Origin of the sequence: Natrialba sp. INN-245 (genome assembly GCF_009807105.1) — an archaeon.
Lineage (GTDB): Archaea > Halobacteriota > Halobacteria > Halobacteriales > Natrialbaceae > Natrarchaeobius > Natrarchaeobius swarupiae.
Genome location: NZ_WUBV01000014.1, coordinates 1 through 21,591, shown reverse-complemented (window position 1 = coordinate 21,591; position 21,591 = coordinate 1). Strand labels below are relative to the sequence as shown.

General features: G+C 62.4%; 22 protein-coding genes. 12 read left to right on the top strand and 10 right to left on the bottom strand.

Features of this window, described 5'->3' with window-relative positions; translation table 11 throughout:
* Nucleotides 1–64 precede the first annotated feature (64 nt).
* A complete protein-coding gene (locus GRS80_RS03965; RefSeq protein ID WP_343161437.1) occupies nucleotides 65–697 on the bottom strand; it encodes a metalloprotease in 633 nt (210 codons plus the stop codon).
* Nucleotides 694–2,466 (bottom strand): TraB/GumN family protein, encoded by a 1,773-nt coding sequence (locus GRS80_RS03960; protein WP_160046423.1) that lies wholly within the window; start codon nucleotides 2,464–2,466, stop codon nucleotides 694–696. Before GRS80_RS03960 ends, GRS80_RS03965 begins: the two co-directional genes overlap by 4 nt.
* A 144-nt stretch (nucleotides 2,467–2,610) precedes the next feature.
* On the opposite strand from GRS80_RS03960, the gene GRS80_RS03955 reads away from it, so the two are divergent.
* Nucleotides 2,611–3,057 carry an acyl-CoA thioesterase gene (locus GRS80_RS03955; protein ID WP_149082826.1) on the top strand — a complete coding sequence of 149 codons (447 nt, stop codon included), beginning with the start codon at nucleotides 2,611–2,613 and terminating at the stop codon, nucleotides 3,055–3,057.
* Nucleotides 3,058–3,113: 56 nt separating this feature from the next.
* Here the strand turns inward: GRS80_RS03955 and GRS80_RS03950 are convergent, their stop codons facing one another.
* Both GRS80_RS03950 and GRS80_RS03945 read right to left on the bottom strand, forming a co-directional pair.
* Nucleotides 3,114–3,896: an HAD-IIA family hydrolase gene (locus GRS80_RS03950; protein WP_160046422.1), complete on the bottom strand. Its 783-nt coding sequence runs from the start codon at nucleotides 3,894–3,896 to the stop codon at nucleotides 3,114–3,116.
* A gap of 100 nt (nucleotides 3,897–3,996) precedes the next feature.
* Nucleotides 3,997–4,383, bottom strand: a complete 387-nt coding sequence (locus GRS80_RS03945; protein WP_160046421.1) for an SHOCT domain-containing protein — start codon at nucleotides 4,381–4,383, stop codon at nucleotides 3,997–3,999.
* 143 nt (nucleotides 4,384–4,526) lie between these two features.
* Here GRS80_RS03945 and GRS80_RS03940 point away from each other — a divergent pair, with 143 nt between their 5' ends.
* The gene (locus GRS80_RS03940) at nucleotides 4,527–4,997 is read left to right on the top strand and encodes a hypothetical protein (RefSeq protein WP_160046420.1); all 471 of its coding nucleotides are present in this window, start codon (nucleotides 4,527–4,529) and stop codon (nucleotides 4,995–4,997) included.
* Between the two features lie 33 nt (nucleotides 4,998–5,030).
* Here the strand turns inward: GRS80_RS03940 and GRS80_RS03935 are convergent, their stop codons facing one another.
* Entirely contained in the window at nucleotides 5,031–5,171 is a 141-nt protein-coding gene (locus GRS80_RS03935; RefSeq protein WP_149082830.1) for a rubrerythrin-like domain-containing protein, read from the bottom strand.
* A 196-nt stretch (nucleotides 5,172–5,367) separates the two neighbouring features.
* On the opposite strand from GRS80_RS03935, the gene GRS80_RS03930 reads away from it, so the two are divergent.
* The 4 genes from GRS80_RS03930 (at nucleotide 5,368) to GRS80_RS03915 (ending at nucleotide 8,470) form a co-directional block, all read left to right on the top strand.
* Nucleotides 5,368–5,781: a MoaD/ThiS family protein gene (locus GRS80_RS03930; protein ID WP_160046419.1), complete on the top strand. Its 414-nt coding sequence runs from the start codon at nucleotides 5,368–5,370 to the stop codon at nucleotides 5,779–5,781.
* 261 nt (nucleotides 5,782–6,042) lie between these two features.
* The gene (locus GRS80_RS03925) at nucleotides 6,043–6,723 is read left to right on the top strand and encodes a metal-dependent transcriptional regulator (protein ID WP_149082832.1); all 681 of its coding nucleotides are present in this window, start codon (nucleotides 6,043–6,045) and stop codon (nucleotides 6,721–6,723) included.
* Between the two features lie 151 nt (nucleotides 6,724–6,874).
* Nucleotides 6,875–7,807: a metal cation transporter gene (locus tag GRS80_RS03920; protein WP_160046418.1), complete on the top strand. Its 933-nt coding sequence runs from the start codon at nucleotides 6,875–6,877 to the stop codon at nucleotides 7,805–7,807.
* A 129-nt stretch (nucleotides 7,808–7,936) separates the two neighbouring features.
* Entirely contained in the window at nucleotides 7,937–8,470 is a 534-nt protein-coding gene (locus GRS80_RS03915) for an Rrf2 family transcriptional regulator (protein WP_149082834.1), read from the top strand.
* A gap of 108 nt (nucleotides 8,471–8,578) precedes the next feature.
* Here GRS80_RS03915 and gyrA read toward each other — a convergent pair whose 3' ends face one another.
* The 3 genes from gyrA to GRS80_RS03900 all read right to left on the bottom strand — a co-directional run bounded on the left by gyrA (nucleotide 8,579) and on the right by GRS80_RS03900 (nucleotide 14,205).
* Complete coding sequence (gyrA, locus tag GRS80_RS03910) at nucleotides 8,579–11,065, bottom strand: DNA gyrase subunit A (protein WP_160046417.1); 2,487 nt, start codon at nucleotides 11,063–11,065, stop codon at nucleotides 8,579–8,581.
* 27 nt (nucleotides 11,066–11,092) lie between these two features.
* Nucleotides 11,093–13,018, bottom strand: coding sequence for a DNA topoisomerase (ATP-hydrolyzing) subunit B (gene gyrB / locus GRS80_RS03905; protein ID WP_160046416.1), 1,926 nt, complete (start codon nucleotides 13,016–13,018; stop codon nucleotides 11,093–11,095).
* Nucleotides 13,019–13,218: 200 nt separating this feature from the next.
* A complete protein-coding gene (locus tag GRS80_RS03900) occupies nucleotides 13,219–14,205 on the bottom strand; it encodes a peptidylprolyl isomerase (RefSeq protein WP_160046415.1) in 987 nt (328 codons plus the stop codon).
* A 109-nt stretch (nucleotides 14,206–14,314) separates the two neighbouring features.
* Here GRS80_RS03900 and cyaB point away from each other — a divergent pair, with 109 nt between their 5' ends.
* Together cyaB and GRS80_RS03890 are read left to right on the top strand one after the other, a co-directional pair.
* Nucleotides 14,315–14,869, top strand: coding sequence for a class IV adenylate cyclase (gene cyaB / locus GRS80_RS03895; protein ID WP_343161436.1), 555 nt, complete (start codon nucleotides 14,315–14,317; stop codon nucleotides 14,867–14,869).
* A 92-nt stretch (nucleotides 14,870–14,961) separates the two neighbouring features.
* A complete protein-coding gene (locus tag GRS80_RS03890; protein ID WP_160046414.1) occupies nucleotides 14,962–16,191 on the top strand; it encodes a methionine adenosyltransferase in 1,230 nt (409 codons plus the stop codon).
* 63 nt (nucleotides 16,192–16,254) lie between these two features.
* Here the strand turns inward: GRS80_RS03890 and GRS80_RS03885 are convergent, their stop codons facing one another.
* Entirely contained in the window at nucleotides 16,255–16,536 is a 282-nt protein-coding gene (locus tag GRS80_RS03885; RefSeq protein WP_160046413.1) for a hypothetical protein, read from the bottom strand.
* Nucleotides 16,537–16,548: 12 nt separating this feature from the next.
* Here GRS80_RS03885 and GRS80_RS03880 point away from each other — a divergent pair, with 12 nt between their 5' ends.
* Both GRS80_RS03880 and GRS80_RS03875 read left to right on the top strand, forming a co-directional pair.
* Nucleotides 16,549–17,727, top strand: a complete 1,179-nt coding sequence (locus GRS80_RS03880; RefSeq protein ID WP_160046412.1) for a tRNA sulfurtransferase — start codon at nucleotides 16,549–16,551, stop codon at nucleotides 17,725–17,727.
* A 186-nt stretch (nucleotides 17,728–17,913) separates the two neighbouring features.
* On the top strand, nucleotides 17,914–18,564 hold the full coding sequence (locus tag GRS80_RS03875) for a DUF5804 family protein (protein WP_343161440.1): 651 nt from the start codon (nucleotides 17,914–17,916) through the stop codon (nucleotides 18,562–18,564).
* 116 nt (nucleotides 18,565–18,680) lie between these two features.
* Here GRS80_RS03875 and GRS80_RS03870 read toward each other — a convergent pair whose 3' ends face one another.
* Nucleotides 18,681–19,658 carry a PLP-dependent cysteine synthase family protein gene (locus GRS80_RS03870; protein ID WP_160046411.1) on the bottom strand — a complete coding sequence of 326 codons (978 nt, stop codon included), beginning with the start codon at nucleotides 19,656–19,658 and terminating at the stop codon, nucleotides 18,681–18,683.
* Nucleotides 19,659–20,037: 379 nt separating this feature from the next.
* Between GRS80_RS03870 and GRS80_RS03865 the strand changes: the two genes are divergently transcribed.
* Both GRS80_RS03865 and GRS80_RS03860 read left to right on the top strand, forming a co-directional pair.
* Nucleotides 20,038–20,337 (top strand): UPF0058 family protein, encoded by a 300-nt coding sequence (locus tag GRS80_RS03865; RefSeq protein ID WP_338006041.1) that lies wholly within the window; start codon nucleotides 20,038–20,040, stop codon nucleotides 20,335–20,337.
* Nucleotides 20,338–20,914: 577 nt separating this feature from the next.
* Entirely contained in the window at nucleotides 20,915–21,559 is a 645-nt protein-coding gene (locus GRS80_RS03860; RefSeq protein ID WP_160046409.1) for an NAD-binding protein, read from the top strand.
* The last annotated feature ends 32 nt before the right edge of the window (nucleotides 21,560–21,591 follow it).

Genomic DNA, 21,591 nt, shown 5'->3' with positions numbered 1-21,591 from the left:
CTTCGGGGGCGAGGGCTTGGGGCTTTCGGACTGCGTTGAACCGCGTCTGAGAACGGTGGCTCGACTACCAGAACCCGAAGACGAGTAAGAAGCCGACGAGCAATACGACGCTTAGTCCGAACACGGCCCCGAAGACGCCTTTGTTCCACTCGAGGACGGTCTTCCCGTCGAGCGGTCCGAACGGAATCATGTTGAACGCGGCGAGAAACAGGTTTATCAAGACGCCCATGTGTCCAATGAGGCCGAGGTAACCGCCGAACAGCATCATCGGCAAGAACAACACTGCGAGCAGGTGGTTCGTTACCGGGCCCGCAAGTGCGATCATGGCATTTTCCCGCTTGGTGATCCGCCCCCGGTGGTAGACTGCACCCGGCGCGGCGAACAGAAAGCCGATCAGGGCGCTCATGATCGCCAGAAACAGCATCTGGTAGTCCGCGCGGAACTCGGCGATCTGGCCGTACTCGATCGCGACGACCTTGTGGGCGAGTTCGTGAAGCAGGAAGGCGACGCCGACGGTGACGAAGCTCAGACCCACCATCGTAAGGAAGTAGCCGACGTCGATGTCGAACCGGTGGATCGGCGCCATCAGGAGCGCGAACGCGACGCTCAGCACGATCCAGGCGACCGCGAGATCGAACAGCTCCTTGTCACTGAAGCTGAGTTCGGGATCGGGCTGGCGACCCACCTGGACGCTCACGTGATCACCTCTCGGATCAACTCGAGGCTGTTCTCGGCACCCCGAAGCAGTTCACCCATCAGCGCGTCGACGCCGCCGATCTCGGGGGCGAGCCACGGCAGGACAACGAACGGGAACAGGAAGGTGCCGATGACGCTCCCGATATTGGTGAACGCGACAATCATGATGAGCCGGAACAGCGGGACGTCGAACATGTCTCCGACGGCGTCACCGATCGGTCGGGTGGTGTCGTTGACGATCTCGTTTAGCGTCTGGACGTCCCGGACGTTGACCGGCCGGTACTTGAGTTCGACGTAGCCGACGAACCACCCCGGCGCGAGCAGGGGATTGATGCTGGTCAGCCAGGCGACTGCGCCGCCGACGCCCGCGCTGGTCCAGCGCGCCCCCGCCAGCCGTGCGAGCGTGAACGCGAAGATCCCGTTGAACAGGAACCACGCGCCGAACAGCTGGAGCAAGAACGTGTTGCGAACGCCGGCCATGATCAACAGGAAGAAGAATCCGAGGAAGCCGAGCATGACGAGGTAGCCGAAGATCTTCAGCGGCGAAAACCGGCGGCTCGAGGCTGTGCCGGTCAGCGACTCCATCGGCGGCAGCTGATCGGGGTTCCGGAGGTAGCGTTCGATCCCTGCTTTGTGGCCGGCGCCGACGACGGCGAGCACCTCGTAGCCCTGCTCGCGCAACTGGTGGAGGTTGTGTGCGATGTACGCGTCGCGTTCGTCGATCAACGCGTTCGCCCCGCGGGGGCTGAACTGGCGGAACTCCTCCATCATCGCCGCGACGACGTCGCCGTCGGTCATCTCCTCGATGTCGACCTGCTCGACGTCCTCGACGTCGCCGCTCAACGCGTCCAGGACGATGCCCAGAGCCGCGCCGGCGACCACGCCGATACCCAGACCGGCGACGACGCCCGTCGTGGCGCGAATCGAGTAGATACCGGCGTTCTCGAATCGCGCTTCCGAAATCGGGCCGGCGAACGTCTCCGTGGCGACCAGTGCGAGACAGATCCCGATCCCGATCACGACGCCGGCGAGGATCCGTATCGAAAAGTCGTTTACCAGGCCGCTGGTGTAGCTCTCGGCCGACTCGAGCGAGGGGAGAAAGAGCACGCCCAGAAAGGCCCCACCGAGGGCACCGAGGCCGCCGGCACCGACGTACTGGAGCGTCGTCGGCTCGGTCACGCCGAGTAAGAGAACGTCCGCAAGGCCGAGCATCGGCGCGAACACGATCGCGAAGAGGGCTCCGAGGAACGCGCCGACGGCCGCGCCGAGTGCGAGTCCGACGGTGCGGGGGTCGGTGATGCCGAGCGCGAGCCCACCGACCATCTTCAACTTCTCGGAGACGGACAACCGACGCCAGAACCGCTGGATCGTCACCTGGATATCCCGGTCGACGAGCGCGACGCCGCTGCCGTTTCGTTCGGCGGCCTCGATGGCAGCGCGCATGTCGGCACCGGGCTCGATGTCGAACTTCTCGCCGAGTCGCGACTGGACGTACGAGAGCATCCAGTAGGCCAGAAACTGAAAGACGGTGTTGCCCGAGAGGATGTCTTTCGCCTCGATGTCGTCCGGGGTCCCCCCCTGCATCTGGCGATAGCGCCCCTCGTCGAGTTCGACGGCGACGACGTCCGGGCGGTCCCGATCGACGACCTCGTGTACCTCGTCGACGCTCGCCTGCGAGACGTGGGCCGTCCCGAGGACTTCGACCGACCCCTCGCCGCTCGCGCTCGCGTCGGGCGGGGAGGGTACGTCGGCGTCGCCTGCATCGCTCATTAGGGGGACCAGTCGGCGACGACTTTTACCAGTATCGAACTCGGGGGAGAGAGCCGACTCGTGGATCGCACCCGAGGTGTTCGCCGCGCCGATGGCTGAGAGTTGACAGGAAGACTCATCACCCTCCTCGAGCAACACCGACCGATGACCGATCTCATCGAGACGTTGATCGAGAACCGCGAGATGGTTCAGCCGAACCACGCGAACATGCTCGAGGTCGCCCACGGAGGGAACGTGATGAAGTGGATGGACGAGATCGGCGCGATGTCGGCCATGCGCTTTTCCGGCGAGACTTGTGTGACCGCACACGTCAACCGGATGGATTTCGAGCGCCCGATCCCTGTCGGCGATACGGCCTACATCACGGCCTACGTCTACGACGCAGGCACCTCGAGCGTGAAGGTTCGTCTCGTCACCGAACGCGAGGACCTGCGGACGCGCGAACGCGAGAAGACCACCGAATCGTACTTCGTCTACGTCGCGATCGACGAGGAAAACGACCCGACGACGGTGCCGGAACTCACCGTCGATACGGAGAGAGGACAGCGCCTCCGTCAGGTCGCCCTCGAGGGAGAGAACGGGGATCGATAACCGCCACGCTCGCCTCCGTTTCCCGACGAATGCGGATTACTTCCTGTGGCTTCGAGTCACTCGAGAAGCGTCTCGACCTCGCCGAGGGACTCGAGGACGTAATCGGGCTCGATCGTGCTCGACTCGAGGCTTCTCCGGTCCGTGATTCCGGAGAGGACGACCGCCGTCGCCATTCCGGCGTTCGCGCCGAGGGCCACGTCAGTCTCCAGACGATCGCCGACGACCAGGGTTCGCTCCGGCGGGACGTCGAGTCGGTCGATCGCGGCCGTCGCGGCGACCGACGACGGCTTGCCGAGGACCGCGTCGGGTTCGCGGCCGGCGACCGCTTCCATGGCCGCCAGGATCGCGCCAGTCCCTGGCTTCACGCCGTCGTCGGCGGGGATCGTCACGTCCGGGTCGGTCCCGTAGAAGGGGACGCCGTCCGAAAGCGCCTCGAGAGCGGTCGACAGGATGTCGTAGCTGAACTGATCGTCGAACGAGCCGAGGACGACCTCCGCCGCCTCCGGATCGGCCGTCGTCTCGACGCCCGCGGTCTCGAGGATCGCCTCTAGTCGGTCGCCCCCGACGACGAACACCTGTTCGTCGGGATGGGTCTCCCCGAGGTACGCCGCCGAGACCGTCGCCGAGGTGAGCACCAGCTCGGGCTCGACCGCGACGCCGTGGGGTTCGAGCAACTCGGCGTAGTGATCTGCGCTGCGGGTTGGGTTGTTCGAGAACAGCAGTCGCGAACAGCCCGCCTGCTCGAGCGCTCTCAGGCCGTCGGTCACATCGGGGATCAGCGACTCGCCGCGGACGATCGTCCCGTCGACGTCGAGGATTACCGCCTCGTACTCCGTCATCGGGAGTGCTTGGATCGGGGTCCGATTGAGTGTTGGGTTCCCGGCCGTCTTCGGATACTCGGCGGAGTCTCCGCTCGAGAACTAATCCGTTCGCTCGAGGTTAGTTCGAGCGCTCGAGTTCGAGCCCTTCGGTCTCGATACCCGCCCGCTCGGCGCGCTCGTTGGCGTCGATCAACCGCTCGAGTTTCGCCTCGAACTCCGCTTCGGAGAGTTCTCCGGCGGCGTACCGGTTCTGGAGTTTCGTAACGGGGTCGACGGCGGTGTCGGCCGTTTCGGATGCGCCCACCGTGGCGGCTTCCGGCCGTGGAGGGTCGCGATTCGTGAGATACCACACGAGGAACGTGCTGACGACGAACAGTGCCGCGAGTCCGATCGCGTACCACACGCCGGCAAACAGCAGGACAAAGATGATGAGCACGTCCGCGAGGACGAACTTGAGGACGAACAGCTCCGCGAGGCTGTAGCCGTCGTCGGAGTCCTCGGCCATACCTGAACCGACGGCCTCGCGAGGAATAACTGTAGGGATCGACACACACCGTGGCGTTTCGCGAACTGCTGGTACTGCGGTTATAGGCCGTTCGCGCGAGCGGGGGTGAGAATTCTTATCCGCCGACCGCCTCTAGGTCGGGTATGGGACTCGAGGTCGATCCGCCGAAGCCGCCAGAACTGGAGTTCGTCGATCCGAACGAGTACGAAGACGCCACGATCACCGGAGACGGAGCAACGGAGATCGATTACCGACGCGAAGAACTCCAGGCGTTCCTCGAGGAGGGCGCCTGGGAGGAGGCGCTCGAAGAGTGGCTCGGCGACACCGATCTCGGCGAGCGCGAGTACCTGATCGCCCGCGACCTCGATCTCTTCGCGGAGTTCGACTTCTTCTGGGACGACTTCGCGGACCGCGTCGGCTACCACGCGCCGGGGATCCCTGAGGACTGGCAGACCAGGGAGTACCACCCCGGACTCGACACCTGGGGAACCGTCTCGTCGATCAACGCCGAACTCACGGAGTTCGGTCAGATCGTCTCGGTCGTCCTCAAAGAGGAGTACATCGACTGGGAGGCCGAGTACGAACCGCCGGAGGATCTTCCGGATTTCGACTGATCGTTCGACCGAACGGGACCACCGCGACGGGGGTCACTCTCGAGCGACGGCGATGTTTCGTACTGGCCCCTGACAGGACGGACACGAACCGAGCGAGTCGGCCGCTTCGCGGTAGCCACACTCTTGGCACTCGTAATACGATCGCTTCGGCGTGTACGGGTCGGTTCGGACCATGGTTCGCGTCGACGTATTCCATGCAAAAGCGTTGTGCTACTACTGTTTAGTGTGAGTTATACAATCGGGTGATGGGATATATCCTTATTTCCTGACCGTACATCCACTTCCTCCTCGCATTCGAGATCGCTGCTATCGCCGTGTGCCCGAACGTATTCGGAGACGGGTTTTCCCCCACCGAACCCGTAGGTCGGCCATGGACCAACCAGGGACCGCAACTCAACTCGAGGCGGACGACTCCGCCCAACAGGAGACGACCGTCACGGTCCGGTGTACCGGGCACGTACGCACGGCCGTCGGCGCACACGAACTCGAGTACACGTTTACGGGGACGACACTCAGGGCGTTTCTCGAGGCGTTCTTCGACGAGTACGACGTCGAGGAGCTGCTGATCGCCGAGACGGAAGCCGAGGCGACGGCTCGCGGCTGGGCTCCCGTTCCGGACGAGCTTCCGGGCACCTGGCGGAAGAATCCGGAGGGCGATCAGACCCGTCCCTACGCCAGGGTCTGTATCAACGGCCGGTTCAACGAACACGACGACGGCTTCGAAACCGAACTCGAGGACGGAGACCGTATCGCGCTCGTCTATCCGTTCATGTTTTGCGTGTGATCTCCCACCCAGCACGAACGGGGACTCGACAGCCGACAGCACGTCGACGCCGCGACGGTTCGCCCCGTAGCTCATCTGTCAACCGATGATTCGGACGCTCTCGATCATCTACTCGGGTTCGAGCCGGATCGATTGTATCGTGATTTACTATCAAAGGTCAGATAAGGTTGGCAGAGGCTTCTTTCGCCGTCGTTCGATCGGCCTGACGCGCGAACTCGTCGTCGACAGATTTAGGGTTAGACGCCCCGAAACATTCGTACAATGATGCTGAGTGACGTGATGGAGGACTATCTCAAGGTGATCTACCAGCTCCAGCAGGCGACCGACGATCGGATCAAGACCTCCGAGATCGCCGACGAACTGGACGTCACGTCACCAACGGTCACCAGCATGCTCGAGAAACTCGAGGAGCGTGGCCTGATCGACCGCGAGAAGTATCGCGGGGTGACCCTGACCGATGAGGGAGAGACCGTCGCTCTCGAGATCGTCCGCCATCACCGTCTGCTCGAGGCGTATCTCACCGAACATCTCGATTACGACTGGGCCGAGGTTCACGACGAAGCCGACCGCCTCGAACATCATATCAGCGAGAGCTTCGAGGAACGGGTCGCCAACGCGCTCGATCAACCCGACGTCGACCCGCACGGATCGCCGATCCCGAACGCCGACCTCGAGCCGCCGGAACGGTCGCCGGGCGAGTCGGTAATCGAGTTCGCCGAGGGGGAGACGGTCGTCGTCGAGGAGGTCGCCGACGACGACGCCGAAGTCCTCTCGTATCTGTCCGACCACGGTGTCGCACCCGGCGTCGAACTCGAAATCGTCGAAATAGCGCCGTTTGGGATGGTAACGGCGCGCTCGAGTCAAAACGAGAAAACCGTCTCGTTGCCGGAACACGTCGCACACCAGATCCGCGTCGCTCAGCCGGCCGAAGCCGAAGGGTAGTGGATATCGTCTCCGATCCTGTCTCTGGTGACCCGAGCAGTTTGTTTCGAATCAGTCCCACGGATTGCTCGCGGAAAGGATATACGTTTAGACTCCTCTAATTCCATGTAATGATGACTCGAGTTTACTCTGTCGGCGGTGATCGACCGCGATGAGTCGCCGATCGCTTTACGATCTCCCGCGGTGGCTGCTCGCGATCGGTCCTGTCCTGATCCTCGGCGCCGTGTTCGGACTTCTCTACTTGAGTTCACCGTTCGGTGACCTCTCGAGTGCTGGCGAGGCGAGTACCCTCGACGTGATCTGGGTCGTGACGGTTATCGGCGCGATCGCAGGTATCGTCCCGGTCGCGATCGGCATGCTCTGGTTCCCGTTCATCCGGGAACTCGATACGCGGTATATTCACGGCTTCATGGCGCTCGCTGCCGGCGTTCTCGCGTTCATCGCTGTCGAGATGACCGAGGACGTGGTCGAATACGCCGGCGACACCGGTACCCCAGTGCTCGCGTTTGGCCTCGCGGCCGCCGGTGTCGGCGTGACGTTCGCCGTCATGTACGTCGCGAGTCAGTGGCGACAGCGAACGATGAACAGGACCGAAAAGAGCGGCGTCGAGATTGCCTACCTCGTCGCGATCGCGCTCGGACTCCACAGCGTCGGGGAGGGACTCGGCATCGGGGTGTCGTACGTCATGGGTGATACGGCGACGCTTACCCTGCTCGTCCTGGCGTTCGTGATGCACAACGTCATGGAAGGGCCGACCGTGGTCGCCGCTATCGCCCGGGATAGGGCGACGCCACCGTTGCGTCACTTCGCCGCGATCGGGGTCATCGCCGGTGGCCCCGTCATCGTCGGCGGCTGGATCGGCAGTTTCGCACAGTCCGATCTGCTTGCGATTCTCTTTTATGCCATCGCGATCGGCGCGATCCTACAGGTCCTCATCGAGGTCGCGGAACTCATCCGGTTCGACGCCGACGCCGTCCTCACTCGAGCAAACACGATGGCGTTTGCGTTCGGATTCGTTCTCATGTTCCTCCTCGAGGACGTCCTCACGGAGATTCTCCTCGAGGGGTGGCTCGTTCCCGCCTGACCGTCTCGAACTGGTCGACCAACGCCACGAAGAGAAACGACTTACTGTATTCGGTCCGAAAGATCGAACACCGAAAACCAACTTGGCCCACCCGTCGGGTTTAAGGAAATCAATTACGAACATTTCGCCATGTCATCAATCGAACTGACTCCGAGCCAGAAGAAAATCCTCCGGGCGTTGACGAACCTCCACAAGGAGTCCGAAGACGCCATCAAAGGGGAAGATATCGCCGAACAAGTAGACCGCAATCCGGGGACGATCCGCAACCAGATGCAGAGTCTCAAAGCCCTCCAACTCGTCGAGGGCGTTCCCGGCCCGAAAGGCGGCTACAAACCGACTGCTGCGGCCTACGAAGCCCTCGAGATCCAGCAGATGGACGATCCCGCCTCGGTGCCGTTGAGTCACGAGGGTGAACCCGTCGAAGACGTCATCGTCGAGGAGATCGATCTCTCGAGCGTCCATCATCCGGAGCTCTGCCGTGCCGAGATCCACATGCAGGGGACGATCGGCGACATCTCCGAAGACGATGCCGTCACCGTCGGCCCGACCCCGCTGTCGAAACTCGTCGTCGAGGGCCGCGTCGACGGGAAAGACGACACCAACAACATCCTCATTCTCCGCATCGACGACATGGTCGCGCCCGCCGAAGAGCCCACCCACTGACCAGACTGTTCCCGTCGGTGGACACTGATCTGTTTACGATCTTCCGGAAAACGCTCTCTCAGTTCGTCTGATGCGATACAGGGAGAGTTGTCTCGAGCGACCGTCCCCCTACTCGCTGTCGTCCGCGTCTTCGTCGCCACCGACTGAGACCGCCGGAATCACGTCGACGCTGGCGACGGCGTCGTCGGCTTCGACCTCCATGACGATGACGCCCATGGTGTTTCGCCCGACCGTCGACACCTCGTCGACCCGGGTTCGGATGATCTGTCCGCGTTCGCTCATCAACACGGCCTGATCGTCCGCCGAGACCGCCTTGACGGCCCTAACGGGACCGTTTCGCTCCCCCGTCTTGATGTCGATCAGCCCCTTGCCGTACCGCGACTGGGTGCGGTACTCGGAGAGATGTGTTCGTTTTCCGTACCCGTTCCGGGTGACGGTCAACAGCGCCCGGTCGTCGTCCTCGTCGGTCGCGACCAGCCCCGCGACGGCGTCGTCGCCCTCGAGTTTGATGCCGTTGACGCCGCGGGCGTTACGGCCCATCGACCGAGCTTCGGTCTCGTCGAAGCGGATCGTCATCCCCTGCTCGGTCCCGATGACGAGATCCTGGGAGCCGTCGGTTACCTCGACGTCGATCAGTTCGTCGCCCTCTTCCAGGTCGGCCGCGATGATCCCGGTCGAGAGGATGTTGTCGAACTCCTCGCCAGCTGTGCGCTTGACGTAGCCGTTACGGGTGGCCATCGTCACGTACTCGTCGTCACCGAAGGCGTCGGTGTCGACGATCGCCGTGATCTCCTCGTCGCCCTCGAGGTCGAGGATGTTGACCGCCGACTTGCCGCGGGCGTTTCGCCCCATCTCCGGGATCTCGTACGTTTTGAGCTGGTAGACTTTGCCCTGATTCGTAAAGCAAAGCAGATAGTCGTGGGTGTTCGCCCGGAACACCGTGGTGACGCGGTCACCTTCCTTGACGTCCGCGCCGATGATCCCCTTGCCGCCACGACCCTGGGGGTCGAAGGTGTCGATGGGCATGCGCTTGACGTAGTCGTCCTCGGTCATGACGACGAACACCTCCTCTTCGGGGATGAGGTCCTCGTGGGTGACCGTCCCCTGATCCTCGACGATCGAGGTGCGCCGATCGTCGTCGTATTCGGCTTTCACCTCGCGGAGTTCGTCTTTGATGACCGAGAGTAGCTCCTGTTCGCTCTCTAAGATCGCCGTCAGTCGCTCGATCTCCGCGGTGACGTCCTCGTACTCGTCTTCGATCTCCGCGGCCTCCATCGAGGTCAGACTGCCGAGTTGCATCCGGACGATGTGGTCGGCCTGATCCGCGGAGAAATCGAACTCCTCCTGTAACCCCGCTTTCGCCGCCGACCGATCGTCGGAGTTCTGGATGAGGTCGACGACGTCGTCGACGTTCTCGAGCGCTCGCAGTCGCCCCTCGAGAATGTGTGCTCGATCCTCGGCCTCGGCGAGGTCGTACTCGCTTCGCCGACGGACGACCTCGCGGCGGTGGGCGATGTACTCCTCTAAGGTCTCTTTCAACGAGAGCACCTTGGGCTGGCCGTCGACCAGCGCGAGGTTGATGACGCCGAACGTTCGCTCCAAGTGATTCTCGAGGAGTTTGTTCTTGACGACCTCGACGTTCGCCCCCCGCTTGCACTCGACGACGATGCGGACGCCGTCACGGTCGGACTCGTCACGCAGGTCCGAGATTCCCTCGAGGTCGCCGTCGTTGACGTCCTCGGCGATTCGCTCGACGAGGCGGGCCTTGTTCGTCTGGAAGGGAAGTTCGGTGATGACGATGCGTTCGCGGTCGTTTTTCCACTCCTCGACCTCGAACTCGGCGCGTACGCGAAGCCGTCCGCGGCCGGTCTTGTACGCCGAGTAGATGGCGTCGCGACCGACGATGTTCGCGCCCGTCGGGAAGTCCGGCCCCTTGACGTGGCCCATCAGGTCTTCGACGGTCGCGTCGGGGTCGTCGATCAACTCGATGGTGGCGTCGATTATCTCGCCCAAGTTGTGCGGCGGGATGTTCGTCGACATCCCGACGGCGATCCCCGACGAGCCGTTCACGAGGAGGTTCGGAAACGCCGCCGGCAACACGTCGGGTTCCTGCAAGCGATCGTCGTAGTTCGCCGAGAAGTCGACGGTATCCTTCTCGATATCCTCGAGTAACTCCTCGGAGATGGGCGACATCCGCGCCTCCGTGTACCGCTGTGCGGCCGCCGGGTCGCCATCCATCGAGCCGAAGTTCCCCTGGCCGTCGACCAGCGGATAGCGCATCGAGAAGTCCTGGGCCATCCGGACCAGGGTGTCGTAGATCGCGCTGTCGCCGTGTGGGTGGTAATCACCCATCGTCTCGCCGACGATCGAGGACGACTTGCGGTGGCTCGAGCCACTCGAGACGCCCATCTCGTGCATCGCATAGAGGATGCGCCGGTGGACGGGTTTCAGGCCGTCCTCGACCCGCGGGAGCGCACGACCCGCGATGACGGACATCGCGTAGTCGATGTAGCTCTGCTCCATCTCGTCCTCGATGCGGACGTTCTCTACCGCTCGTGCCTCTATGTCTGTGGGATCGGGTACGTCGGAACTCATGTAGTCACCTCACCTCATCTCGAGCGCTCAGATGTCGATCCATTCTGCCTCGGGGGCGTTCTCCTTGATGAACTGCTTTCGGGGCTCGACGGCGTCGCCCATGAGGACGGAGAACATCTTGTCCGCCGCCGCGGCGTCCTCGACCGTGATCTGTTTGAGGATCCGGTTGTCGGGGTTCATCGTCGTCTCCCAGAGCTGTTCGGGGTTCATCTCGCCGAGTCCTTTGAACCGCTGGACCTGCGAGGGGTTGCCGTTGCACTTCTGTTCGACGATCTCGTCGCGTTCGGCGTCGGTCATCGCGTCGTAGGTCTCGCCGCGATACCGGATGCGGTACAGCGGCGGCTGGGTCGCGTAGACGTAGCCGCCCTCCAACAGCGGGCGCATGTGCCGGTAGAAGAACGTCAGCATGAGCGTCCGGATGTGGGCCCCGTCGACGTCGGCGTCGGTCGCCATGATGATCTTCTTGTAGCGGACGTCCTCGACGTCGAACTCGTCGCCGATCCCCGCGCCGATCGCGGTGATCATGTTCCGGATCTGCTCGTTCTCTAAGATGCGATCCAGACGGTGTTTCTCGACGTTCAGGATCTTCCCCTTGATCGGGAGGACGGCCTGGAACTCGGGGTTTCGGGCCTGTTTGGCGCTTCCACCGGCGGAGTCACCCTCCGCGATGAAGATCTCGGCCTCCTCGGGATCTTTCGTCTGGCAATCGGCCAGCTTCCCCGGCAGCGACGTGGAGTCGAGCGCCGACTTCCGGCGCGTGAGTTCTTCTGCCTTCTGGGCCGCCTTCCGCGCTTTCGCGGCCTCGACTGCCTTCAACACGATCGCCTGGGCGGTGTCGGGGTGTTCTTCGAAGTAGGTGCCAAGCCCCTCGTGCATCGCGCTCTCGACGATACCTCGAACCTCGCTGTTGCCGAGTTTCGTCTTCGTCTGGCCCTCGAACTGCGGATCTGGATGTTTCACCGAGATGACTGCGGTGAGCCCCTCACGAATGTCTTCGCCTTTGAGATTCTCGTCTATATCGTCGAGTAGGTCGTTCTCGTTCGCGTAGTCGTTGACCGTCCGTGTCAACGCGGTCTTGAAGCCGGTGAGGTGAGTACCACCTTCGCGGGTGTTGATGTTGTTCGCGAAGGCGTGGATCGAGCCCTGGAGCTCCTCGGTCGCTTGCATCGCGACCTCGACCTGGATGTTCTGGTCTTCGTCCTCGAAGTAGATGACTTCCTCGTGCATCGCCGAGCGCGTCTCGTTCAAATACTCGACGAACTCGCGGATGCCGCCGTCGTACTCGTACGCTTCCTCGGCGGTTTCGTCCTCGTCGGCCCGCTCGTCACGGAGCGTGATCCGCACGCCCGAGTTGAGGAAGGCCAGTTCGCGAAGGCGATTCGAGAGCGTCGAAAACGAGAACTCGTCGGTCTCGAAGATCTCCGTGTCGGGTCGGAACGTGATCTCCGTCCCGGTCGCCTCGTCCGGCTTCATATCGCGGACCCGCTCCATATCGCCGACGGGTTCGCCCGCCTCGAACGCGTGGCGATAGACGCCGCCGTCGCGTTTGACCTCGGCATCGAGGCGGCCCGAGAGGGCGTTGACCACGCTCACACCGACGCCGTGGAGTCCGCCGGAGACCTGGTAGGACTTGTTGTCGAACTTGCCGCCGGCGTGGAGGACGGTGAGAATGACCTCGAGGGCAGGGCGGTCGTACTCCTCGTGGGTGTCGACGGGGATGCCGCGGCCGTCGTCGGCGACGCTCACCGCGCCGTCGTCGTGGATGGTGACGGTGATCTCGTCACAGTGGCCCGCCAGCGCCTCGTCGATCGAGTTGTCGACCACCTCGTAGACGAGGTGGTGTAGTCCTCGAGAGTCGGTAGAGCCGATATACATCGCAGGCCGTTTCCGAACGGCCTCCAGGCCCTCCAAGACCTGGATCTGTCCGGCGCCGTACTCGCTTTCCTGGGACATGAGAAACCTGCTTTCGGGTAGTGGACGGTCACTAATAAAGCTTCACGTACGCGCGCGAGCGCGAGCCGAGAACAAAAAGCGCGGGGTGGAAACGGCCGGGTCGGTTCGACTGTCCGCGAGCACGGGCCGTATCCGGCGCTCCCGGCCGGGTTCGACGTGAAGGGGTCCGTAAATCGCACAACGAGCCCGCTGAGAGGACGTTACTCCTCTGCGCCTTCGAGTTCCTCGACGATCTCGTCTGCGTCGACGTCGGCGTCCTCGAGCGCCTCCTCGATGTCGCCGCCGCCCATACCGCCCATGCCGCCCATCATGCCGCCGAGACCGCCCATACCCATGCCGTCGATGATCTCCTGGACGATGACGCGGTCGACGCCAATCTGGTCGATGATCTGCTGGCCGATCTGTTGTTTCCCCATCATCCACTGCTGGTTCATCGTCATCTGGGGCGTGGCCTCGAGATAGAGCGTCTCCTTCTCGACTACCTCCGTTTCGAACTCGGGTTCGGCTGGCTCGTCGTCTTCGTCCGCATCGTCGTCGGGTTCGACGGGGACCTCCTCTTCGACCTCGTCGGTCTCGATCCAGAGCTCGGGCTCCATCCCGAGGTACATCTCGAAGAGACCGGCGGCCTGCTGCTCGCGGTCGTCGACCTCGTCGACGACTTCGTACTCGTACTCGACGTCCTCGCCGGCCAGCGGGTGGTTGAAGTCGACGCGTGCGCGGCCGCCGACGATCGTGCTGATGTAGCCCTGCTGGCCGTCGACCTGGACGTTCGCGCCGGGGTAGCGGTCGTCTTCGTCGATCTTCTCGGCGCTTACGGTCTCGACATTGTCGGGATCGTACTCGCCGAAGGCCTCCTCGGCGGAGATCGTGACAGTACCGGAGTCGCCAGCCTCGCTGCCGGTGATGGCTGCTTCGACGCCCTCGAAGATGTGTCCTTCACCGAGGACGATCGTCCGCGGTTTGAACTCCTGGCCCTGGTCGTCGACACCTTCCTCCTCGGCGACTTCCGGGTCGGTGGTGTCGACGAGCTGTTCGCCCTCGACGGTGTAAGCCGTGTACTCGATTTCGACGAAATCGCCCTGCTGGAGCCCGTCTTCCGCGTCGGTATCCGGACTCTCGCTTTCGGCTTCCTCTTCAGCGACGTCATCGGCCTGCTCGTCTAGCTCGGCCTCCTGATCCTCGGTCATACGTTGTACGTCCCGCCGTCTACATTTAAGGACCGCGTTTTTCGCTGGGAGCGACCAATACTTACCGCCCCTCCCCCTCGTATCCACCATGGACGAGGTGGCGTAGACCGTGTACGAGGTGGAAGTGAAGGTCCCTGTCGACCGCGAGTGCGTTCGATCGAAACTCGACGCGCTCGAGGCGACCCCCTTAGGGACGGTCGTCCAGGTCGATACGTACTACGACGCACCCCATCGCACCTTCGCGGAGACGGACGAAGCGTTGCGGATTCGGTCCGAGCACCGACCGGACGACGATGCGGAAACCAGGCTCACGTACAAAGGGCCACTCGTCGACGACGAGTCGAAGACGCGCGAGGAAGTCGAAACCGCAGTTCGGGACGACGATCGGATGGACGCGATTCTGGCAAACCTGGGCTTCGAGCCGGCCGCCACCGTCCGGAAGGAACGCGAGCGGTTCACACTCGAGAACGGCGAGTACACCGTCACCGTCGACGACGTCGACGGGATCGGCGAGTACATCGAAGTCGAGACCGAAACCGCGGACGAAGCGACACTCGAGGCCGCACGGGACGGCGTCTACGACGTGCTCGAGCAACTGGACCTCGACCCCGACGATCAGATCCGCACCTCCTATCTCGGCCTCTTACTCGAGGCCGAAGACTGAGTTCGACGACCGCTGCTATATTACCAGAGAGTATATTCTCTCCGGGATCGGTTTCCGCAAGTTATAGAATGTCGCTTCCCCAACGTCGGGTAATGAGCGAGCGGAACATCCGGGTCGAGCCGATCGACCGTCAGGCAGTCGAGGATCAAGAAGTCGAAATCGTCGAGCGAAAGGGGATCGGCCACCCCGATTCGATCTGTGACGGGGTCGCCGAGAGCGTCGCCGGGGCGTTGGCCCGCGAGTATCTGGATCGCGTCGGTGAGGTACTTCACTTCAACACCGACGAGACCCAGCTCGTCGCCGGCGAGGCTGCGCCCGCGTTCGGCGGCGGCGAGGTCGTCGACCCCATCTATCTGCTAATCGTCGGCCGCGCAACCAAACGCTACGACGGTCAGACCATCCCCGCCGAGACGATCGCATTGCGCGCCGCTCGCGAGTACCTTGAGGAGACGATCCCGCAACTCGAGTTCGGCGAGGAGATCGTCGTCGACGTGAAACTCGGCGAGGGAAGCGGCGACTTACAGGAGGTGTTCGGTGAGGATGGCGAGGGCTCCGACGCGGACGGCCCGGTGGGCGTTCCGATGGCCAACGACACGAGTTTCGGCGTCGGTCACGCACCACTGACCGAGACCGAACGGATCGTCCACGACGCCGAGTCGCGGCTCAACGGCGAGTTCGCCGCCGAAAACCCGTATCTCGGACCGGACGTGAAGATCATGGGCAAACGCGAAGGGGACGAGATCGACGTCACCGTCGCCGCGGCGATGATCGACGAGCATATCGCGGATCTGGACGAGTACGCCGAGGCCGTCGAGTCGGTCCGGGAGTTCGTCGCCGAGGTCGCGAGCGAACACACCGATCGCGACGTCGAGGTTCACGTCAACACCGCCGACGACTACGAGGATGGCTCGATCTACCTGACCGTCACCGGTACCTCGGCCGAGCAGGGCGACGACGGCTCCGTCGGCCGCGGGAACCGGGCTAACGGGCTCATCACGCCCAACCGATCGATGTCGATGGAGGCGACGAGCGGGAAGAACCCCGTCAACCACATCGGGAAGATTTACAACCTGCTCTCGACGGAGATCGCCGAGGCCGTCGTGAGCGAGGTCGACGGTATCCGCGACCTGCGCGTCCGTCTTCTCTCCCAGATTGGTCGCCCGATCGATCAGCCACACGTCGCCGACGTCCACGTCGTCACAGCCGACGGCGTCGACCTCGCCGAGGTCGACGAGTCGATCGAGGCGATCGTCGACCGCGAACTCGCCGACGTCACCGGGATCACGCGACGGGTGATCGACGGCGAACTCTCGACGTTCTGACCGCGGACGCCGGCTCGAGCGAATCTATCTTCTCGACCCACACACGGAAGCCGAGCCTACACATTAGCCAGGGAGACCGAACAGGTTCCAGTACCGGTACACCCACAGCAAGACCGCGAGCGTGGCGACGACCGCCGTGTAGTAGACTCGAGCGGGAACCCTCCAGAACTCATCGCGCCCCGCCTTGACTGGGGTGCCCACGGAAACGACCATCGCGACGGGCGCACCGAGCGACAGCGCGAACAGCAGGCTGTCCCGTCGAGGGTCGGCCGTTCGATTTTCGGCTCTTCGACTCTGCTCGTGTTTCTCCGGCTCCGCTCGTAATCCCCTTATAGCCACGGTCATCTATCCACGACCATGCATCCGCCGGGAGCCGATACCGTCCTCATCCGCCACGGGGACGTCAACACCAAGAGTAACACGGTCAAGCGGTACATGGAGGACATCCTCGCGGAGAACCTCGAGGCGCTGCTGGCCGATCGGTCGATTCCCGGCGACGTCGAACGCCGGTGGAACCGACCGCTGATCCACACCACCGAAGCCTCCGTCGAGGAGGCGACCGCGGCGGCGGCCGACGCCTTCGGCGTCGTCTCCGCGAGCCCGACCCTGACGACGAGCACCGAGTTCGACCGCATCCTCGAGGCGCTCGCCGACATCGCCCGCGAACGGTACGACGGCGGAACGTTCGCCGTCGAGGCCAGACGGGGCGACAAACGCCTCCCCTACGACAGCGAAGACCTCGCGAGGGAGGGCGGACAGGCAATCTGGGACGCGGTGGCCGACGAGTTCGATCCCGAAGTCGACCTCGACGACCCCGACCTCACGTTCGGCGTCGAGGTCCGGGAGGATCTCGCCTTTCTCTCCCTCGAGTCGGTTCCCGGCCCCGGTGGACTCCCGCTGGGCAGCCAGGAGCAGGTGATCGCGATGGTTAGCGGCGGCATCGACTCCCCCGTGGCGGCCTACGAGATGATGAAACGCGGCTGTCCGATCGTCCCCGTCTACGTCGACCTCGGTGCCTACGGCGGGGTCGACCACGAGGCCAGGGCGATGGAGACGGTCCGGACGCTCTCGCGGTACGCACCGAACTTCGATACACAAGTCTACAAGATTCCCGCCGGAGAGACGGTCGACCTGCTGGTCCGGGAGATGGAGGAAGGGCGGATGCTCTCGCTTCGTCGGTTCTTCTACCGGGCTGGGGAGACCCTCGCCGAACGCGTCGACGCCCACGGTATCGTCACCGGCGAGGCCGTCGGTCAGAAGTCGAGCCAGACGGTCCAGAATCTCGGCGTGACGAGCCGCGTCACCGACCTCCCGATCCATCGACCGCTGCTAACCCGGGACAAACAGGAGATCGTCGCCATGGCCCGCGAGATCGGAACCTACACCGACTCGACCATCGACGCCGGCTGTAACCGGGTCGCACCCGACCGCGCCGAGACCAACGCCCGTCTCGAGCCGTTGCTCGCTGCGGAGCCGGACGACCTGCTCGAGCGAGCCGAACGAGCGGCTCGAAACGCCGAACTCGTCGATCCCTGATACGGATCGGTGTCGCGTTTTGCCGGTGATCGCCGACCCCATCCGAGCGATCACCGGTACCGAACGACAACGGACCGTATGACGCGACGAGCGCGGCTCCGCCGGGTTCCCTTCGCGTCGTCGTTTTTTCGAGACGCCGCCCGGGAGACGAAACCCACATTACGCGACCGCACACACCACCACGTAGTGACCCGCGTCTGTCTCATCGGGAACCCCGACTGTACCCTCCAGTACGAACTCCTCTCTCGAGAGACCTCCCGCGAGGCGCTCGCGACCTACGATCTGACGCGCCCGTTCGAGAACTCGCTCGCGGTTCGAACCGTCAGCGTCGGCGCCGCAGTCTCGCTGCTGAACGACCTCGACTGGTATCTCACCCGGTTCGTCGACGAGGCGCTCGTCCTCGAACCGAGCGTCAGCGACGAGGAGTGGCTCTCGCGACCGCTGGCTCGCGCTCTCCGCAACGGCGCGGTCGACCCCGAGGACACCGGCGAGTTCTGCAAGGTCTATGGCCTCGAGCGCGTCGGTGAACCGAACTCGAGCAGTGATACCGAACCGAACTCGAGCGGCGGCGAAAGACCGCGCTCGAGCGACGACGCCGGACGGGAATCGAGCGGTGACGACAGACGGGAGTCGAACCGTGACGACGACTCCGCCGACGCCGACCCGGGTGGCGAGGAGGCCAAACCGGCCGACGCGTTTGGCGTCGCTGGCCAGACTCACCGCCTCGTGGAGCCACTTTACGTCCGCCGGACGGACGGCGAACTCCCGGAGTACGACCTCCGGGATGTCGGGGAGACGCTCGTCGTTCGACTGACGGAAACCGAGTACTCTTCGTAGCGGTTCGGCCGGCGGACGTCGATACGAGCGCGGTCATACGGTTTACTGTAAGTCATTACCGCCGCGCCCGGGACCCGTTCTCCGGGAGCGGCGGTAAACAGTTACAGCAATCCGTATCAGTCGAACAGCCCCGTCGAGAGGTACCGTTCCCCGCTGTCCCAGAAGACGGTTACGACCAGCGGGCAGTCCTCGACGGCGCCGCCGTCGGTCTCGGATGAGGCTGGCTGACCACCGTCGAACGCTGTCGACACCTCGGGACACTCGAGTTCGGGTTCGGCGATCTCGCGAGCGATTCGCTGGGAGACGAGACTCGTTGCACCGCTGGATTGCCCGACGAGGACGCCTTCCTCGCGAGCGAGTCGGCGACACTCGTCCTCGGCGTCCTCGAGTCGGACCGTCTCGACGCGGTCGATCAGCTCTCGATCTAAGTTCTCGCTGACGAAGCCAGGTCCCATCCCCTGGAACTCGTCGTCGCCGGGTTCACCCGTCGAGAGAATCGCGTTTCGCTCCGGTTCGACTGCGACGATCTCCATCTCGGGGAACGCTTCGCGGAGCCGCCGGCCAGTCCCCGAGATCGTCCCGCCCGTACCGACGCCCGCGACGAAAGCGTCCACCTCGCGGTCGCCGACCTGCTCGACGATCTCTTTGCCCGTCGTCCGGTAGTGGGCCTCCGGATTCGCGGGGTTGTCGAACTGGCCGAGCTGGATCGCTCCCTCCGCCTCGAGTTCGTCGGCGCGGGCGCGGGCCGTCTCCATATCGCCGTCGACGAGCTCGAGGTCGGCCCCGTAGGCGGCCATGATCTGTCGGCGCTCCTCGGATTTATCGGCGGGCATGACGATCGTCAGATCGTAGCCTCGAGCCGCACAGACCAGCGCAAGGCCGATTCCCGTGTTTCCGCTGGTCGGTTCGACGAGCCGATCGCCGGGTTCGATCAGTCCCTCGCGTTCGGCCGTCCGGACCATCTCACGGGCCGGCCGATCCTTCGCCGAGCCGCCGGGGTTGAACGATTCGATTTTGGCGGCGACGGTCGCCCCCTCCGGCGAGTCGACCTGGACGAGCGGCGAGCCGATCGTGTCCAGGATACTCCCTTTCATTAGCAACCTCTAGTGAGTCGAGCCATAAACCGATGCTGGACGAAGGCAGGACGTGCCGGTGTATCTGTGATCTGAATTACCAAATTCCTCGGCTCTATAGTAGCCACTGCAAGGGAGTGTTATGTTCCTACTGTACTTCTTCCACTGAATCCTCCGTGGATTATCCAGTACGTGAATGTGCGTACTGACCGCTGAACGCTCTACCAGTTACAATAAATGTTCTCACTGCCGTGCAAGATACAGGGCGCGATTCTTGCACGTCACAAACCGAGAATCGGGGTCGTCTAATTCGGTCAGTACAGGACTGGGAGTTATCGGAGCCATCAAGCTAATACCCAGTAACTGACAGGGTTATGCTGATAGGCGTAGTGTGTCACCAATGTTGTCACACCAAGGAAATATTGGAAAATGTCTTATGGAGACTGCGGTGCTACATTATATCGTGAAAATCCAAGAACTCATCCATCTTCACGCGTTGCTCCTCGAAACACGTGGGTACCTCGAACGGGAGGACAACGTGCCATACGGTGCATTTGATCCCTACGATGCGCAACCAATTCGTCCATCCCATATCCATCGCCAAAAAGACGCACACATGAACGCAATTGATCTGCTACTCGACGGGCTCGACAATTCCGTTCAACCGCACCCTCCACCAGACAACGCACTAGCTTTCTAAAGAGGATATGCTCACATAATATGACGCCAACTATTGAAGAGGCATCTGACCGTTGTGAATTGGACGCTGTTGTAATAGATAATCCAAGCTCCGTCAACGAGTGTGTACTCTATCCATCGGGCGCAACCGACGACGAACTCGAAACGATGTGGATTCTCGCCAAGGAGGGTGATTATACCCCTCTGGCGGATAGTCAATGATGAGTCCGCATTGAAGCATGACTCTTTGAAGTCCTACGTTGATTGATGGATCTTTCAGCAGTCAATACCTGTGTCGCGTGAACGGTTCGGATTTCGACGACGCGAATTTTAGCGTACTCGTCTATCGTCTCGCCCTCTACGTCTCCGAGTGTCTGGCCTGTATGGACCCAAACCTCGTCGTTCTCGTCGGCAGACGCCGACATGATACCGTCGTAGGCGGGATGCTCAGTATAGGATGAGCGAGCGTGTCATAGAAAGATTCGCACGCTCTGCTTATCCAAGTCTTGTCAAGACTCGCGTGCAAGATGGAACGCGCATATTCAACACCAACTGTACAATAAAAGAATACTTAATCAAATCAGTCCTATCGAGCTATAATGATAGAATGGCAGCGACGGATTGTCATGTTATTGTCTGCCGTGGCCCTGCTTGTCTTTGTGTACACGCTCCTCTACCAGTGGGCAATGCTCACGTTTGAAGGGGTAGAGATCGCGTTTTTTGATTCCTTACAAGTCGTCATTGAGGCACTCACGACAGCCGGATTCGGTGGCGATACTGGGTACTGGAACACAGCCATCATGAATCTCATCGTCGTTTGGATGAACCTTTCCGGCGTGCTCCTCGTGTTTCTAGCACTACCGCTGTTCGTCGTGCCGCTATTTCAACAAGCCCTCAAAGATAACCCACAGGAATCGACCGAACTTACTGACCACGTCATCATCTGTTCATACAACCCGCGCGAAGATGTCCTTCGGTCTAAGCTTGAGGCAGCGGATGTCCCCTATGTTATTATCGATGATGATCCCAAAACGGTGCTGGATCTGAATACCCGTGGAATCGAAGCGATCTGCGGCGATCCCGAATATGAGCAGACGTTCCGAGCCGCAAACATCAACGAAGCCCAGGCGCTGGTGGCCGATGTTTCTGACGAAGAGAACATCTCAGTAATTCTTACTGCTATAGCCCGTTGCACGATTTCGAAATTAGCTCCGACCTATCGCGGTGTAGTCACTAGCGTCTAAATAGTCACTTTAACTAGACTAGAAGTCGGATC